Annotated in this window: 11 protein-coding genes; 9 read left to right on the forward strand and 2 right to left on the reverse strand. The window is 67.3% G+C overall.

Annotation, left to right across the window (positions count from 1 at the left end):
• Nucleotides 1-97: 97 nt before the first annotated feature.
• Together ILT42_RS03500 and ILT42_RS03505 are read left to right on the forward strand one after the other, a co-directional pair.
• Nucleotides 98-1366 carry an efflux RND transporter periplasmic adaptor subunit gene (locus ILT42_RS03500; RefSeq protein ID WP_204213925.1) on the forward strand — a complete coding sequence of 423 codons (1269 nt, stop codon included), beginning with the start codon at nucleotides 98-100 and terminating at the stop codon, nucleotides 1364-1366.
• A gap of 190 nt (nucleotides 1367-1556) precedes the next feature.
• On the forward strand, nucleotides 1557-4703 hold the full coding sequence (locus ILT42_RS03505) for an efflux RND transporter permease subunit (protein WP_204213926.1): 3147 nt from the start codon (nucleotides 1557-1559) through the stop codon (nucleotides 4701-4703).
• A 195-nt stretch (nucleotides 4704-4898) separates the two neighbouring features.
• Here ILT42_RS03505 and ILT42_RS03510 read toward each other — a convergent pair whose 3' ends face one another.
• Together ILT42_RS03510 and ILT42_RS03515 are read right to left on the reverse strand one after the other, a co-directional pair.
• Entirely contained in the window at nucleotides 4899-5456 is a 558-nt protein-coding gene (locus tag ILT42_RS03510) for a hypothetical protein (protein ID WP_204213927.1), read from the reverse strand.
• 16 nt (nucleotides 5457-5472) lie between these two features.
• Entirely contained in the window at nucleotides 5473-6219 is a 747-nt protein-coding gene (locus tag ILT42_RS03515; RefSeq protein WP_204213928.1) for an outer membrane protein, read from the reverse strand.
• Between the two features lie 265 nt (nucleotides 6220-6484).
• On the opposite strand from ILT42_RS03515, the gene ILT42_RS03520 reads away from it, so the two are divergent.
• From ILT42_RS03520 to ILT42_RS03550, 7 genes are all read left to right on the forward strand, one after another.
• Complete coding sequence (locus ILT42_RS03520) at nucleotides 6485-7531, forward strand: calcium-binding protein (RefSeq protein ID WP_204213929.1); 1047 nt, start codon at nucleotides 6485-6487, stop codon at nucleotides 7529-7531.
• Between the two features lie 321 nt (nucleotides 7532-7852).
• Nucleotides 7853-8353 (forward strand): peptidoglycan-associated lipoprotein Pal, encoded by a 501-nt coding sequence (gene pal / locus ILT42_RS03525; RefSeq protein ID WP_204213930.1) that lies wholly within the window; start codon nucleotides 7853-7855, stop codon nucleotides 8351-8353.
• 112 nt (nucleotides 8354-8465) lie between these two features.
• On the forward strand, nucleotides 8466-9419 hold the full coding sequence (gene ybgF, locus ILT42_RS03530; protein ID WP_204213931.1) for a tol-pal system protein YbgF: 954 nt from the start codon (nucleotides 8466-8468) through the stop codon (nucleotides 9417-9419).
• 43 nt (nucleotides 9420-9462) lie between these two features.
• Nucleotides 9463-10521, forward strand: a complete 1059-nt coding sequence (tilS, locus tag ILT42_RS03535; protein WP_204213932.1) for a tRNA lysidine(34) synthetase TilS — start codon at nucleotides 9463-9465, stop codon at nucleotides 10519-10521.
• Between the two features lie 145 nt (nucleotides 10522-10666).
• Nucleotides 10667-12586, forward strand: coding sequence for an ATP-dependent zinc metalloprotease FtsH (gene ftsH / locus ILT42_RS03540; RefSeq protein ID WP_204213933.1), 1920 nt, complete (start codon nucleotides 10667-10669; stop codon nucleotides 12584-12586).
• 228 nt (nucleotides 12587-12814) lie between these two features.
• Complete coding sequence (gene glmM, locus ILT42_RS03545; protein ID WP_204213934.1) at nucleotides 12815-14155, forward strand: phosphoglucosamine mutase; 1341 nt, start codon at nucleotides 12815-12817, stop codon at nucleotides 14153-14155.
• A gap of 115 nt (nucleotides 14156-14270) precedes the next feature.
• Nucleotides 14271-15896 (forward strand): phospholipase D-like domain-containing protein, encoded by a 1626-nt coding sequence (locus ILT42_RS03550; protein WP_204213935.1) that lies wholly within the window; start codon nucleotides 14271-14273, stop codon nucleotides 15894-15896.
• The last annotated feature ends 13 nt before the right edge of the window (nucleotides 15897-15909 follow it).

Here is a 15909-nt window from a genome sequence, read left to right on the forward strand (position 1 = left end):
CACATCCGCGTGTCTTCTGCGGTACTAAACCCTCAACTGGCATATTATATGCTAGGTCCGCCTCATCGAATTGTTTGGGACCTTTTAAGGAGCGAGCATGCGTGCATCCGGACAGCTCGCCGTCATTGCCGTGCTGGGCGCGGCAGGATTTGGCGGCTGGTATGCCTACAAGGAAGGCTACCTCGCGAAAGCGCCGGTTGTCGGCTCCTATTTCCCGGCTCCCACCGGGCAGGCGGCCACGGGCCCGGCCCGCGGGCGCGGCCCCTCCGGCCCGCCGGCCGTCGAGGTCGATACGGTCAAGACGGGCCGCATCGTCGAGACCCGCGAGGCGGTGGGCACGATCCGTGCCTACGAATCCATCACGGTGACGGCCAAGATGGCAGGCATCATCAACGAGATCGGCTTCCAGGAAGGCCAGAAGGTCAAGGCCGGCGACGTGCTGGTTCAGCTCGACGCCGCCGAGCGAAAAGCCGAGATCGAACAGGCCGCCGCCGAGGCCAACCGGGCCGTGGCCCTGCGCAACGAGGTGCAGATCAAGCTGGAGCGCGCCGTCGCGCTGAGCCGCACCGGAGCCGGAACCGGCGCCCAGGTGGAGGATCTGACCGCCCAGGCGAAGTCCCTGGAAGGCTCCATCGCGTCGGCCCAGGCCCAGCGCAAGGCCGCCGAGGCCCGGCTGGAGGACCTGACCATACGGGCGCCTTTCGCGGGTCGGGTCGGCACCCGCTCGGTGTCGCTCGGCGCCTATATCTCGCCCGGCACCCGCATCACGTCCCTCGACGACCTCTCCAAGGTCCGCCTCGATTTCTCGGTTCCGGAAAACCTTCTGGCCCGCCTCCAGCCCGGCCAGGTGGTGAACGCCAAGGCCGTGGCCTACCAGGGCCGCACCTTCAAGGGCCAGGTCTCCACCATCGATCCGCGCATCGATCCCGTCACCCGCACGGTCCGCCTGACGGCGGATTTCGACAACCCGGACGAGGCCCTGCGGCCGGGCATGTTCCTGTCCGTGGCGCTCGAGGTGACCAACAAGGACGATGCCATCGTGGTGCCGGAGGAGGCGGTGGTCAGCGAAGGCCTGCGCCAGATCATCTATCCGGTGAAGGACAACAAGATCGAGCGCCGCGTCATCACCATCGGCCAGCGCCAGGGCGGCAAGGTCGAGGTCCTGGACGGCCTGAAGGCGGGCGAGACCATCGTGGTGCTGGGCGTCCAGCGAGTGCGCGCCGGCATCGAGGTAGTGCCGCGTCCCGTCGGCACCCCCGCCCCCAAGGATGCGGCGCCCCCCACGGCCAACCGGGACACCCCGTCCCGCTCCTCGCTGAACCTGCCGGGGGCCATCACCCCGGCGGCGGCGGCCGAGCGGAAGTAGATGGCCGCGCTCACAGACTCCCACGCTATCCCCTCCCCCTTGTGGGGAGGGCTAGGGTGGGGGTGTGAGCGCCAAGCCTTAATGGGTCCGGAGCCGACACCCCCACCTCCAACTCCTCCCCACAAGGGGGAGGAGAGCACGCCGGCGTATACTGCGCGATTTGCTCTCCTGATGCACTTGGACCATAGCCATGCAGGTCTCCGACCTCTTCATCCGCCGCCCCGTTTTCTCCATCGTGGTCAGCCTGCTGCTGATCGTCGGCGGCCTGGGCGCGCTCATCAACATGCCGGTGCGGGAATACCCGAGCGTCGACCGGCCCGTCGTGTCGGTGTCGACCATCTATCGGGGCGCCGCCAATGAGGTGATCGAGAACCGGGTCACGGAGGTGATCGAAGGCGCCATCGCGGGCATCGAGGGCATCAGCCAGATCACCTCGCAGAGCCAGGACGAGCGCTCCTCGGTCAACATCGAGTTCGACGTGTCGCGCAGCCCCGAGGACGCGGCCTCCGACGTGCGCGACGCGGTCTCTCGGGTGGCCGGGCGCCTGCCCGACGGCGTGGACTCCCCCGTGGTGCGCAAGGTCGACGACAACGCCTCCGCGATCATGTGGGTGGGCGTCACCTCGTCCTCCCTCGACGCCCTGGAGCTCAGCGACTTCCTGAAGCGCGTCTATGTCGACCGTCTCTCCACCGTGGAAGGCGTCGCCAATGTGTACCTGGCGGGCGAGCGGCGCTACGCCATGCGCCTGTGGGTCGACCGGGCGGCCCTGGCGGCGCGCGGCCTGACCGTGCAGGACCTGGAAACCGCCATCAAGCGCCAGAATGTGGAGTTGCCGGGCGGGCGCGTGGAGTCGAGCCAGCGCGAGTTCACCGTGAAGACGGATTCACGCCTGTCGACCCCGAAGGACTTCGAGCAGGTCATCGTCTCGAACAAGAACGGATACCTGGTGCGCCTGGGCGAGGTCGCCCGCGTCGAGGTCGGCCCTGAGGACAACCGCTTCGAGTTCTATGAGTCGGGCAAGACTGCCATCGGCCTGGGCATCGTGCGCCAGTCCACCGCCAACACCCTGGCGGTGGCCGACGGCGTGCGCGCCGAGCTGGAGCAGCTGAAATCGTCGCTGCCGCCCGGTACCAAGGCGGAGGTCTCCTACGACGAAAGCCAGTTCATCCGCGCCTCCATCGACGGCGTGCTGCATACGCTCATCGAAGGCATCGCCCTCGTGATCCTGGTGATCCTGCTCTTCCTGCGTGATTGGCGGTCCACCATCGTGGCCATGGTGGCGATCCCGGTGTCGATCATCGCGGCCTTCATGGTGATGAGCTACTTCAACGCCTCCATCAACGTGCTGACGCTGCTCGCCATCGTGCTCGCCATCGGCATCGTGGTGGACGACGCCATCGTGGAAATCGAGAACGTGCACCGTCGCATCGAGGAGGGACAGGCACCCCTGCTCGCGTCCTTCGACGGCGCGCGCGAGATCGGCTTCGCGGTTATCGCCACCACGGCGACGCTCATGGCCGTGTTCGTGCCGCTCGCCTTCATGCCGGGCAACACGGGCAAGCTGTTCCGCGAATTCGCCATCACGCTCGCGGCCTCGATCTTCTTCTCCGGCGTCGTGGCCCGAACCCTCACGCCGATGATGTGCTCGAAGCTGATGGTGCCGGCCCATGGCCGCATCCAGGTCATGACGGAGCCGCTCTTCACCAAGATGAACGACGGCTATCGCTGGCTGCTGACCCGCGCCCTCAAGGGGCCGCTCATCATCCTGGCCGTGGGCGCCGTGGTATCGCTGTGCGCCTACAACCTGTTTCAGGCGATCCCGAAGGAGTTCTCGCCCACCGAGGACCGTGGCGCGATCATCATCCGCATCGATGCCCCCGAGGGCGCGAGCCTCGATTACACCCGCGACCGGGTGAAGGAGGTCGAGCGCGAGCTGCAGCCCTACCTCGACAACGGCGTCGTGACCTCCATGACGAGCCAGGTCGCGCCGGGCTTCGCCCGCCCCTCCCCCGTCAATGCGGGTATGATCATCGTGCGCCTGGCCCCCTGGGACAAGCGCGAGATGAAGCAGCAGGACCTGGTGCTGCAGCTCTACGGCAAGGTCTCGAACCTGCCGGGCGCCCGCGCCTTCCCGATCAACCCACCCTCGCTCGGCCAGCGCGGCCTCAATCAGCAGATCCAGTTCGTGCTCGGCGGGCCGGACTATGACACCCTGCGGGACTGGCGCGATACCGTGATGCAGAAGGCCCAGGCCACGGGCATGTTCCTGAACCTCGATTCCAATTACCGGGAATCGCAGCCGAATGTGCGCGTCCAGATCGACCGTCAACGCGCCGCCGATCTGGGCATCTCCATCGAGGATATCGGCCGCACGCTCGAGCTGATGTTCGGCGAGTCGGAGATCTCCACCTTCGTCAATCGCGGCGAGGAATACTCCGTCATCATGCGTGGCCGCGCCGAGGATCGCGCGAGCCCCAACGACCTGACCAACACCTTCATCCGGGCCGCCAACGGCGAGCTCGTGCCGCTCTCCTCCTTCGTGACCCTGACGGAGTCGGCCTCGCCCCAGACGCTGAACCGCTTCGACCGCATGCGCTCGATCACGATCCAGTCGGCCCTGCGCCCCGGCGTGTCCATCGGCGAAGGCCTGGCCACCCTGGAGAACATCGTCCGCACGGAACTCCCCGCCGAGGCCCGCATCGGCTATACGGGCCAGTCCAAGGATTTCCGCGAATCCTCGAACGCGATCTACGTCACCTTCGGCATGGCGCTCCTCGTGGTGTTCCTGGTCCTGGCGGCGCAGTTCGAGAGCTGGATCAACCCGTTCATCATCATGCTGACCGTGCCCCTGGCGCTCACCGGCGGACTCCTGGCCCTGTGGCTCACGGGGCAGACGCTCAACATCTACAGCCAGATCGGCATGATCCTGCTCATCGGCCTGATGACCAAGAACGGCATCCTGATTGTGGAGTTCTCGAACCAGCTGCGCGAGCGCGGCTATTCCGTGCGCGAGGCGGTGATCGAGGCGTCCGTGATGCGCCTGCGCCCGATCCTGATGACCTCCATCGCCATGATCGGCGGCGCCGTGCCCTTGGCGCTCTCGAGCGGCGCGGGCGCGGAGGCCCGCAACGCCATCGGCACCGTGATCGTGGGCGGCGTGACGCTCTCGACCTTGCTGACGGTACTGGTGATTCCGGCCATCTACCTGCTGCTCGGCGGCTTCACCAAGCCTGCTACTTACGTGAGCGAGATGCTCGACAAGCTGCGCGGCCAGGAGGAACAGGCGTCCCGGCGCCCGCATGGCGAGGCGGTGCCGCCGGCTCACCCGGCAGAGTAAGGGTACCGCCACTCTCCCGGGCCTTTCCCTTGGAGGGGTCGAGATGCCTCAGCGACGGGGGACGGCCGGAGCGCTGGGCCTTCCTCGTTGGGGCGGTGCCCCTCCATCGCGGACGGATCGGGTCCGGCCGCCCCTGTCGAGCGCCGAGACCCGTGGCGAGCCCTGGGACAACCGCGAAGGAGGCCTATCCGGCTCTCACACCCTCTCGGCGGAGGCGCTTCCATTGACCACGCGCAGCCTGGCGACCGGCAGCGGCGGAGGCACGTCGACGGATCGCGGTGGCGCGGGAAGCGGGTCCGGCGCGGGCATGGGAACCGGTTGCGCCTCCGGCCCGGCGGCGGAAGGTTCGTCCTTCCCCAACGCCATCCGGACGCTGAGATCCGCCAGAGCCGCGGCGACCACGGCGTGAAAGATCACGCGGGCGTCGAGAACGTGGCCGATCGACAGCCCGAAGAGGACGGCCAGGAGGGCCCAGAGGACGCATCCCCCCGCACAGATCCAGGCGAGCGTCCGGTCCTCCGGTCGCATGGCCCGCAGCAGGTTGAGAGCGGCGAGCAGGAGCGCCAATCCCCCCGCCGACAGGGACCAGACCAGCACCTCGGAGCCCAATGGGTAGGCCGTGAAGGAGCCGTAGACATGGGCCAGGGCGCCGAGCAGCATCAGGCCGCCCAGCGTGACGTCGACGCCTCGGTGCAGATGCTGCTGCGTTGTCGCCGAGAGCCTCAGCCAGGGTTTCGCCCAAAGCGTCTTCATGCCGTTCCAGCCCCGCTCAGTTGAACAGGTAGCGCGCTCCGATCCGGACGTCGTGAGCATGGAAGCGGCCACCGGACAGGGGCACGCCGAACCCGTCGAATCGCGTTCCGTTCTTGCCGAGATCGATATAGCGATAGCCGAGGTCCACGGTCAGGTTCGACGTTAGTTCGAGAGCCACGCCCGTCATGGCCGCCCAGGCGAAGCGGGTGTCCGAACCGCCGCCCAGCGAGGCCGCGCCGGCCAGGGCACCCTCCGGCTCGGCGATCCAGCGCTCGCCCCCGCCGATTCTGGTGTGGCTGAACCCCAGCCCCGCGCCGATATAGGGCGTGATGCCGGGCAGGAGCGCCAAGTCGAGATAGGCATTGGCCAGCACTGCCGTGGCGGACGCGTCCGCGCGATCGAAGGCCGAGCCCGCCCCGAAGCCGAAACGCGTCGACCGGAAAGCGCTCTCGAACCTGTGATCCACGGTGACGTCGGCGCGCAGGAACGGCGAGAACCGATAACCCGCGCCGCCGCCGATCACGGCGCCGCGCTCCAGCTTGGAGCGGAGAAGCGGCGGAACGTCTTCGAAGCCGGGATCACGCGGCCGGGACGAGACCGCGTTCGACACCGCCCCGATATCCCCGCGCAGATACCACCCCGACTCGACGGGATCGGGGATATCGTCCAGGACGGGCGCCGGCGGCAGGTCGGCCGCGACAGCCGGGGGCGCGGCGCAGAGACTCGACGCCAAGGCGGCCAGGGTAAGCAGGGTCGAACGCATGGACGCGGTCTCCAAATCATCGCGGCCATCGTGGGCCCATCATGCGAGCCAGCATGAGCCAGACTGGTTAAATGGCTCTTAACGTTAATGATTTGCAAACAGTCTTGGCTTGAGCGGACGGCCAGCCTGAAAAGCTTGACCACGATCCGCAGAGGAAACCGTCCGTTTCGCAGACCTGAGGAACAACTCTTCTCGTAATGTTTTGTTGTAACGTGGCAAATAGGACCACATCTCTAGGACAACTTCTAGAAGAGATATGACCAAAATGGCTTCAACTTCATCATCGAGAGCACCCTGGTCGGACTGGGACAGAATCTTCCTCGGTTCCGAGACCGCCGACCAACTCCTCGGCACGGCCGGCGACGACATCATGTACGGATTTGGCGGGAACGACGGCTTCTGGGGATACAAGGGGGCCGATTACATCGTCGGAGGCAGCGGTCACGACATCGTCTACTACAACGCCTCCTCGACAGGCGTTCACGTCGACCTGCGCAGCGGCAAGGGATATTACGGCGACGCCGCCGGAGACATCCTGGCTGAGATCGAGGGCGTGACCGGATCCAGGTTTGACGACACGCTGATCGGCGGCAACGGCATCGCCAACTCGCCTTCCGGCACGTATGTGCTCGATGGAGGCGTCGGTAACGACAAGATCTACGCCACGCCGGGCATGTCGACGATGCTGATGGGCGGCTCGGGCATCGATTACCTCCAGGGCAACACGGCCGACGACCGCTTCTATGTCGACAATGCCCAGGACCAGGTGATCGACTGGACGATCGGCGACGGCGACACCGTCTTCACGACCGCGTCGTTCACCCTGCAGCCGGGCCAGCACCTCGAGACGATCATCGCCACGGCCTATGCCAACCTCAAGATCCAGGGTAACGAGTTCTCCAATACCCTGGTGGTGGACGGCAACAACCAGACCCTGGACGGGGGTGCTGGATCCGACATGCTGGAATCGTACTACAAATCCTACGGGACGATCTTCCAGTTCACCACGGGCCTGAGCGCCTTCAACGTCGACACCATCCCGTTCTTCGAGACCAAGCAGACCGGCATGAACGACAAGATCGCGCTCGCGCGCAACGTCTTCCTGGGCTGCACCGGGGATTCGCGCGGCCTGAGCGAGGACCAATTCGAGACCGGCTTCCAGGCGGAGGACAGCGAGGACCGGATTATCTACAATCCCAACACCGGCGCCCTCTTCTATGACCGCGATGGCACGGGATCCATGGCGGCGGTCAAGTTCGCCCAGCTTCAGACCGGCCTCGGGCTGTCGGGGGGCGACTTTATCCTGATCTAGCGACCGAACCGGACCCACGGGGGCGCATGATTGCATGCGCCCCCGGCGGCCGATTCCGGCCCGCGCGGGCGATCGCTGGGCGGCACGCGCCATACCAAAGAACCGTCACGGAAAAGCCTTTGATCTCAACGGCAAGCAGGCTCCCGATGCCCGACCTTTGCCGTATTCAGGCTCGATTAACCATAAGCGCAGGTTTCAGCACCTGCCTGCGATTCACCCTGTTTCGCAAGGTTTCATCAAGGTTGACGGAACCCTCCTTTAACCATCGCTACCTATAAGAAACACAACGTTCGGCAGACGTTTGTGTAAGGAGTATTGCCAATGATGACGTTGCGAGCCGTCAAGTTCGCCGCTGCGATCGTCCTCGCCCTCGGGGCGGCGGCCTGTTCGTCCAACAAAGATGGTACGGCGGACGGTTCCGCCGGCGGATTCGGCGCCGGTGGCGCGGCCACGCCGGGCAGCGCGCAGGACTTCGTCGTGAATGTCGGCGACCGCGTGTTCTTCGAGACCGACCAGACCGACCTGAACCCCACCGCCGTCGCGACCCTGGACAAGCAGGCGCAGTGGCTGGCCCGCTATCCGACTTACACGGTCCTGGTGGAGGGCCATGCGGACGAGCGCGGCACCCGCGAGTACAACTTCTCGCTCTCGGCCCGCCGCGCCCAGAACGTGCGCGATTACCTCGTGTCCCGCGGCGTTCCGGCCGGCAACCTGCGCACCGTGTCGTACGGCAAGGAGCGTCCGGTCGCGGTGTGCAACGACATCTCGTGCTGGTCGCAGAACCGCCGCGCCGTGACGGTGCTGGGCGGCGCGGGGTCCTAAGCCTCCGCCGATCAAAAGGGTTTGAAGCGCGAAGCGCCGCCACATTATCGCCGTGGCGGCGCTTTTGTGTTATCGGCAGGCCGTTCGAGGCCGTATCCTTCCGGTATCCATGATGTTTCGCCGTTCACTCGCAGCCCTCATCGCCGCCCTTGCCCTTGCGTCCATTTCCGTTCCGGCCCTGGCCCAGGACGCGGCCGACGCCATCGTGCGCCTCAGCCGCCTGGAGAGCCAGATCCGCCAGCTGTCCGGCCAGATGGAGCAGCTCCAGTTCGAAAACCGCCAGCTGAAGGATCAGCTGCGCCGGTTCCAGGAGGACGTGGAGTACCGCTTCCAGGAGAACCGGGGTGGCTCCCGCCCGTCGGCGCCCCCCACGGCCACCCCGGCCCGTCCGGCCCAGCCCCAGCCCCAAAAGCGCAGCGACGCCTTCGATCCGGGCACGGAGCCCGAAGCTCCCGGCGCGCCGCGCCAGCTCGGTTCCGCGGCCCCCTCCGCCCCCCTCGACACCTCCGAGATCGGCCGGCCCATGGCGCTGCCCGGCGGCCGGCTGGCGGGGATCGGCGACCTGATCGAGGGGGACGACGCCCCTCCGGGCAGCGCCCCGCTCGATATCGGCGGCACGGGCCGCACGGCTTCGGTGGCGCCCGCGCGGCCCGGCCCGAGCGTCGCGGCCACGAGCAGCGGCGATCCGCGCTCGGATTTCGACGCCGCCTATGCGTCCTACACCCAGCGGCAATACGAGCAGGCCGAGATGGGCTTTCGCCGCTTCCTCCAGTCCAATCCCCGCGACCGGATGGTGCCGGAAGCCTCGTACTGGCTCGGCGAGAGCTATCTCCAGCGCGGCCGCCATCGCGAGGCCGCCGAGCAGTTCCTGAACGTCTCGGCCGACTACCCGAGCTCCGCCAAGGCCCCCGACGCCCTCCTGAAGCTCGGCGTCTCGCTCAATGCCATCGGGGCCCGCGACCGCGCCTGCGCGGTCTTCGTCGAGCTCGACCGCAAATATCCCCAGGCCTCCGCCAGCGTTCGCCAGGGCTCCGCCCGCGAGCAGCAGCGGGCCAAATGCTCGTGAGCGGCGGCGTCTGATCCGGTCGAGCCTTTTTGAAGGCTCCCGCATGAGCGCCCCCACCCTCACCGCCGAATGGCTGCAAGGCCTCTTCGCCCCGCTCTCGTCCGCTTCCGCCGTTCTGGCCGCCGTCTCTGGGGGCCCGGACTCCATGGCGCTGATGCACCTCCTGTCCCGCTGGACCGCCCTCGGCTATCCCCCGGTCCTCGTCGCCACGGTCGATCATGGCCTGCGCCCGGAGGCCGCCGAGGAGGCCGCCTGGGTCGGGCGGGAGGCCGCGCGGCTGGGCTTGCCCCATCGGGTTCTCGCCTGGGAGGGGGACAAGCCGGGAACGGGGCTGCAGGCCGCCGCCCGCGAGGCCCGCTACGCGCTCCTGACCCGGCATGCCCGGGCCTGCGGAGCCTCCCACCTGGTCACGGCGCACACTCTCGATGACCAAGCCGAAACCGTGCTCATGCGCTTGGCGCACGGCTCGGGCCTAGCGGGGTTGTCCGGCATGCACGCGGAGCGCAGGGTCGACGGGATCCGGCATGCCCGTCCGCTGCTAGGCCTGCGCAAGTCCGCTCTCCTGGCACTCTGCGCCGATCATGGCTGGGCCTCCGTCGCCGATCCGTCCAACGCCAACCCTCGGTTCGAACGGGTGCGCTGGCGCGCCCTCATGCCGGCGCTCGCCCGCGAAGGTCTGACGGCCGAACGCCTGGCCGGATTTGCCACCCGTGCGGCGCGCGCCGACGCAGCGCTGCGGGCGAAGGCGAAACAAGCATTGGAGCAAGGCTTTCAAGATGCCCTGGCGCGGTCTCAGGACCCCGCGCCCCCGAACCGGATGGCCGACGTTGGGGCACCTGGGGCACTAGTCTTCGAGGCCGCTTGCCTGATCCGCGAGCCTTACGACATCGCGTTGCGGGTTCTGGATCTCGCTCTCGCGCGCGCCCTGCCCTCCCCCGACCACCGGCGGCTCGGGCGCCTGGAAACCTGCCTCGAGCGCCTGCGCGGCGCCCTGGAACGGGGCGAGGCCCTGCGCCTGACGGTGGCGGGCGCGATACTGTCCCTCAACGCCGCAGGGCGGCTCGCCATCACGGCCGAACCCCCGCGCCGGCGCGGCCGTTAGGGATATCTCTTATCCAAGGGGATGAGTTCATGCCCCATAGGTGCCTCATTCCCTTGGCAAGGGATGGAACCGTGCCTACATTGATCCCAACCGTATGGGAGAATTCCTCTCCCGTACCCTCTCCCCCTGGGGCAGATCTGATCCGATGAATCCGAATTTCCGCAACTTCGCCTTGTGGGTTGTCATCTTCCTCCTGGTGCTGGCGCTCGTGACCCTCTTCCAAAGCCCCGGCCACCGGAGCGGCGGCAGCGATATCGCCTACAGCCAGCTCCTGGCCGATGCCGATCAGGGCCGCGTCTCCAACGTGATCATCTCCGGGCCGGAGATCAGCGGCACCTATACGGACGGCCGCAACTTCACGACCTATGCGCCCAACGACCCCATGCTGGTCTCGAAGCTGCAGCAGAAGGGCGTGCAGATCACCGCCCGCCCGCAATCGGACTCGACCCCGTGGTTCATTGCGGTGCTTATGAACATCCTGCCCATCGCGCTCTTCATCGGCGCCTGGGTGTTCCTGTCGCGCCAGATGCAGAACGGGGCCGGCCGGGCCATGGGCTTCGGCAAGTCCAAGGCCAAGCTGCTGACCGAGGCCCACGGCCGCGTGACCTTCGACGACGTGGCTGGTATCGACGAAGCCAAGGAAGACCTTCAGGAGGTCGTGGAATTCCTGCGCGACCCGCAGAAGTTCCAGCGTCTCGGCGGTCGCATTCCCCGCGGTGTGCTGCTCGTCGGCCCTCCGGGCACCGGTAAGACCCTGACGGCGCGCGCCGTCGCGGGCGAGGCGAACGTTCCGTTCTTCACCATCTCGGGCTCCGACTTCGTGGAGATGTTCGTAGGCGTGGGTGCATCCCGCGTGCGCGACATGTTCGAGCAGGCCAAGAAGAACGCGCCCTGCATCATCTTCATCGACGAAATCGACGCGGTCGGCCGCCATCGCGGCGCCGGCCTCGGCGGCGGCAACGACGAGCGCGAGCAGACCCTCAACCAGCTCCTGGTGGAGATGGATGGCTTCGAGGCCAACGAGGGCGTGATCATCATCGCGGCCACCAACCGGCCCGACGTGCTCGACCCCGCGCTGCTGCGTCCCGGCCGCTTCGACCGCCAGATCGTCGTGCCGAACCCGGACGTGACGGGCCGCGAGAAGATCCTGCGCGTCCACGTTCGCAAGGTCCCGCTGGCACCCGACGTGGACCTCAAGGTCATTGCCCGCGGCACCCCCGGCTTCTCGGGCGCGGACCTCATGAACCTCGTCAACGAGGCCGCTCTCTTGGCGGCCCGGCGCGGCAAGCGCATCGTCACGATGCATGAGTTCGAGGATGCCAAGGACAAGGTCATGATGGGTGCCGAGCGCCGCACCCTGGTCATGACCGACGACGAGAAGCGCCTGACGGCCTATCACGAGGCCGGCCACGCGGTGGTCGCCCTCAACGTTCCGGCCACCGATCCGGTCCACAAGGCCACGATCATCCCCCGTGGCAGGGCGCTCGGCATGGTCATGCAGCTGCCGGAGCGTGACAAGCTCTCCATGAGCTTCGAGCAGATGACCTCCCGGCTCGCCATCATGATGGGCGGCCGCATCGCCGAGGAGATGATCTTCGGCAAGGAGAAGGTCACGTCCGGCGCTCAGTCCGACATCGAGCAGGCCACCCGCCTCGCTCGGATGATGGTCACCAAGTGGGGCTTCTCGCCCGAACTCGGCACCGTCGCCTATGGCGAGAACCAGGACGAGGTCTTCCTCGGCATGCAGATGGGACGCCAGCAGAACGTTTCGGAGGCGACGGCGCAGAAGATCGACTCGGAGGTCCGTCGTCTTGTCGAGGCCGGCCTCGAGGATGCCCGCCGCATCCTGACCGAGAAGGAGCACGAGCTGGAAGCACTGGCTCGCGGCCTTCTGGAATACGAGACCCTTTCGGGCGACGAAATCAAGAAGCTCCTCGACGGCCAGCCTCCGGTCCGCGATTCCGGTGAGCCGACCACCCCGAGCCGTGGCTCGCCGGTTCCGTCCGCTGGACGCACCCGTCCCCGCGAGTCGGACGGCGGCATGGAGCCTCAACCGCAGGCCTGATCCGGCTGGACTCCACCCCTAAAGATCCAACGCCCGCCCCTCCGGCGGGCGTTTTTCTTGCCAACGGCCAGTTTTCGCCGTTAGCGAATGCGTTACATCTTTGATTGTAACATTCGCTCATCACTTGTGATGACCCGAACAGACCCCGGAATCTTGACCTGAGCTGTGGAGGTTGCTTTGAGAAAGCCTGTAAGCGCCCCGGCGCTACCGATTTCGGAGACCACACCCGTGCGCAAGTACTTTGGGACAGACGGCATTCGCGGCCGCGCCAATGGAGTCATCACCCCGGAGCTCGCCCTGAAGGTGGGCCAGGCGGCCGGCCTCATGTTCCAGCGCGGCGACTACCGCCATCGGGTCGTGATCGGAAAGGACACGCGCCTGTCGGGCTACATGATCGAGACCGCGCTCCAGGCGGGCTTCAACTCCGTGGGCATGGACGTGCTCCTCACAGGGCCGATCCCGACACCCGCCGTCGCCATGCTGACCCGCTCCATGCGGTGCGACCTCGGGGTCATGATTTCGGCCTCGCACAACCCTTACGAGGATAACGGCATCAAGATCTTCGGCCCCGACGGCTTCAAGCTCTCGGACGAGGTCGAGCAAGAGATCGAGGCCCTGCTGGCCGCCGACCTGTCCTCCCGCCTCGCGACCTCCGCACGGCTCGGCCGCGCCAAGCGCGTCGAGAGCGTCCAGGCCCGCTACATCGAGTTCGCCAAGCGCACCCTGCCCCGCCAGGTGGATCTCGAGGGGATGCGCGTCGTGGTCGATTGCGCCAACGGGGCCGGCTACAAGGTCGCACCCGAGGCCCTCTGGGAGCTGGGCGCCGAGGTCATTTCTCTCGGTGTCGAGCCTAACGGCTTCAACATCAACGACGGGGTCGGCTCCACGGCCCCGGAGGCCCTGGCCACCAAGGTGCGCGAGCTGCGGGCCGATATCGGCATCGCCCTCGACGGAGACGCGGACCGTGTCCTAATCGTGGACGAGAAGGGCCAAATGGTCGACGGCGACCAGCTCATGGCCGTGGTGGCGAGCTTCTGGAAGGACGAGGGTCTGCTGGCGCAGCCCGGCATCGTGGCCACGATCATGTCGAATCTCGGCCTCGAGCGCTATCTCGGAGGCCTCGGGCTCAACCTCGTGCGCACCGCCGTGGGAGACCGCTACGTGCTGGAGCACATGCGCGCCCACGGCTTCAACCTCGGCGGAGAGCAATCCGGCCACATCATCATGTCGGACCACACGACGACCGGGGACGGCCTCGTGGCGGCGCTCCAGCTTCTCGCCGTGGTCAAGCGCCTCGGCAAGCCCGTGTCGGAGGTCTGCCACCGCTTCGAGCCGCTGCCGCAGATCCTCAAGAACGTCCGCTACAAGGCGGGCCAGCCCCTCCAGCAGGACTCGGTCGCCACCGCCATCGAGTCCGCCCGCGAGCGCCTGGGCAAGAGTGGCCGCCTCGTCATCCGGCCCTCGGGCACCGAGCCCGTGATCCGGGTGATGGGCGAAGGCGACGACCGGGACCTCGTCGTGCAGGTGGTCGACGAGGTTGTCGACGCCGTAACACGCGCCGCAGCCTGATATTTTCTCGATTTTTCCACCGAAGGCGCGGTCGCGAGGCCGCGCCTTTTTCGTTGCTTGCGATCCGTGCCCAGGATCTCTTAGGTACCCCTTCAGGCAGGAAGAGCCCAAGCGCTTGTCCGGCGGGCGTCGCTACCACATCTACAGGCTCTCGTCCGAGGCTGTGGGCAACCGCCGCACGGCGAGACCGAATCCCCTTCTCGCGCGTTATCAGCCCATGGATACAACCGCTCAGCTTGCCCCCCGGGACCCGTCCCTGCCAGGCCCTCCGCGGGACCCGCGGCTGGAGCGGGCTTTCGCGCGGATCGCGGACAGCCACCTGCGCCAGGGCAATGCCGTCGCGCTCCTGCGCAATGGGGATTGCAACTATCCGGCCTGGCTCGATGCCATCCGGTCGGCCGAGCGGGTGATCCATTTCGAGAACTTCATCATCGCCGATGACGAGACCGGCCGCACCTTCGCGGACGCGCTAATCGAGCGGGCCCAGGCCGGCGTCAAGGTGCGGGTCCTGTACGACTGGCTGGGCTCGTCCTGGCGTGCCCTGCCCCGCTTCTGGAAGCGCCTGCGCCGGGCCGGCGTGGAGGTGCGGGTCTTCAACCCGCCGAGGCTCACGGACCCGTTCTGGATCCGCCGCGACCACCGCAAGGTCATCACGGTGGATGGTCGGATCGGATTCGTGGCGGGCCTGTGCGTGTCCAATGCTTGGCAGAGCGTGAACGGGTCCGAACCCTGGCGCGACACCGGTCTGTCCCTCGAGGGGCCCATCGTGGCCGACCTCGATGCCGCGTTCTTCGACAGTTGGGCCATCGCGGGCCCGGCCTTCGACCGGGGCGAACTGGCGGATGCCGACACCATCCCGGCGGCCGGCGAGACGGCCGCGCGGGTCATCTGCGGGCAGCCCGGCATGTTCCGCACCTACCGGTTCGATCAGTTCGTGGCCGCCATGGCCCAGAAGACCCTATGGATCACCGACGCCTACTTCGTGGCGACGACCTCCTACGTTCAGGCCTTGGGCGAGGCGGCCCGCGATGGCGTCGACGTGCGCCTGCTGGTGCCGGGATCGAGCGACGTCGCAATGCTACAGCCCGTGGTTCGGGCGGGCTACCGCTCCCTTATCGAGGCCGGCATCCGGGTGTTCGAGTGGAATGGCCCCATGCTCCACGCCAAGACGGCGGTGGCGGATGCCCGATGGGCCCGGGTGGGCTCCACCAACCTCAACCTCGCCAGTTGGGCCACGAACTGGGAACTCGACGTGGTCGTGGAAGACAAGGCCTTCGGCGAGGCCATGGAAGCCATGTACCTGGAGGACCTCGCCAACGCCACGGAGATCGTACCCGGCTGGCAGACGCAGCGGCGGCGGGCCCGGAACCTGCGCTCGCGCCGCTTCCCGTCCCGTAAGAAGGGCGGCGTGCGGCGGCTGGCGGCGGGTGCGCTCGCGCTCAGCAACAGCGTTGGCCACGCCATCGGCGGCTCCCGGTCGCTAACCGCCACCGAGGCCAGCAGCGTCGCCACCATCGGGGCCGTGATGCTGGCGCTGGCCGCCGCCGTCACGGTTTTTCCGGTGCTGGTCGTCTCACCGATCGTGATCTTCCTGGTCTGGATGGGGCTCGCCCTCCTGGTGCGGGCCTTTCGCCTCAAGCGCCGCGTGCGGCTCCGCAGGCGCAAACTCTACCTCAAGCGGCGCCTGGGCCGGGCTTCCGAGCGTGAAGTTTCGGGGGATGAAGCCTCTCCGGCCGAATAGGACCTCGACCGCC

The organism is Microvirga pudoricolor, assembly GCF_016892705.1.
In the GTDB taxonomy this organism is placed as follows: domain Bacteria; phylum Pseudomonadota; class Alphaproteobacteria; order Rhizobiales; family Beijerinckiaceae; genus Microvirga; species Microvirga pudoricolor.

Coding starts and splice junctions, on each gene's coding strand:
- tilS (WP_204213932.1), top strand. CDS start 9,463: ATGAGCGCCCCCACCCTCACCGCCGAATGGCTGCAAGGCCTCTTCGCC.
- ILT42_RS03500 (WP_204213925.1), top strand. CDS start 98: ATGCGTGCATCCGGACAGCTCGCCGTCATTGCCGTGCTGGGCGCGGCA.
- pal (WP_204213930.1), top strand. CDS start 7,853: ATGATGACGTTGCGAGCCGTCAAGTTCGCCGCTGCGATCGTCCTCGCC.
- ILT42_RS03515 (WP_204213928.1), bottom strand. CDS start 6,219: ATGCGTTCGACCCTGCTTACCCTGGCCGCCTTGGCGTCGAGTCTCTGC.
- ILT42_RS03510 (WP_204213927.1), bottom strand. CDS start 5,456: ATGAAGACGCTTTGGGCGAAACCCTGGCTGAGGCTCTCGGCGACAACG.
- ybgF (WP_204213931.1), top strand. CDS start 8,466: ATGTTTCGCCGTTCACTCGCAGCCCTCATCGCCGCCCTTGCCCTTGCG.
- ILT42_RS03520 (WP_204213929.1), top strand. CDS start 6,485: ATGGCTTCAACTTCATCATCGAGAGCACCCTGGTCGGACTGGGACAGA.
- ftsH (WP_204213933.1), top strand. CDS start 10,667: ATGAATCCGAATTTCCGCAACTTCGCCTTGTGGGTTGTCATCTTCCTC.
- ILT42_RS03505 (WP_204213926.1), top strand. CDS start 1,557: ATGCAGGTCTCCGACCTCTTCATCCGCCGCCCCGTTTTCTCCATCGTG.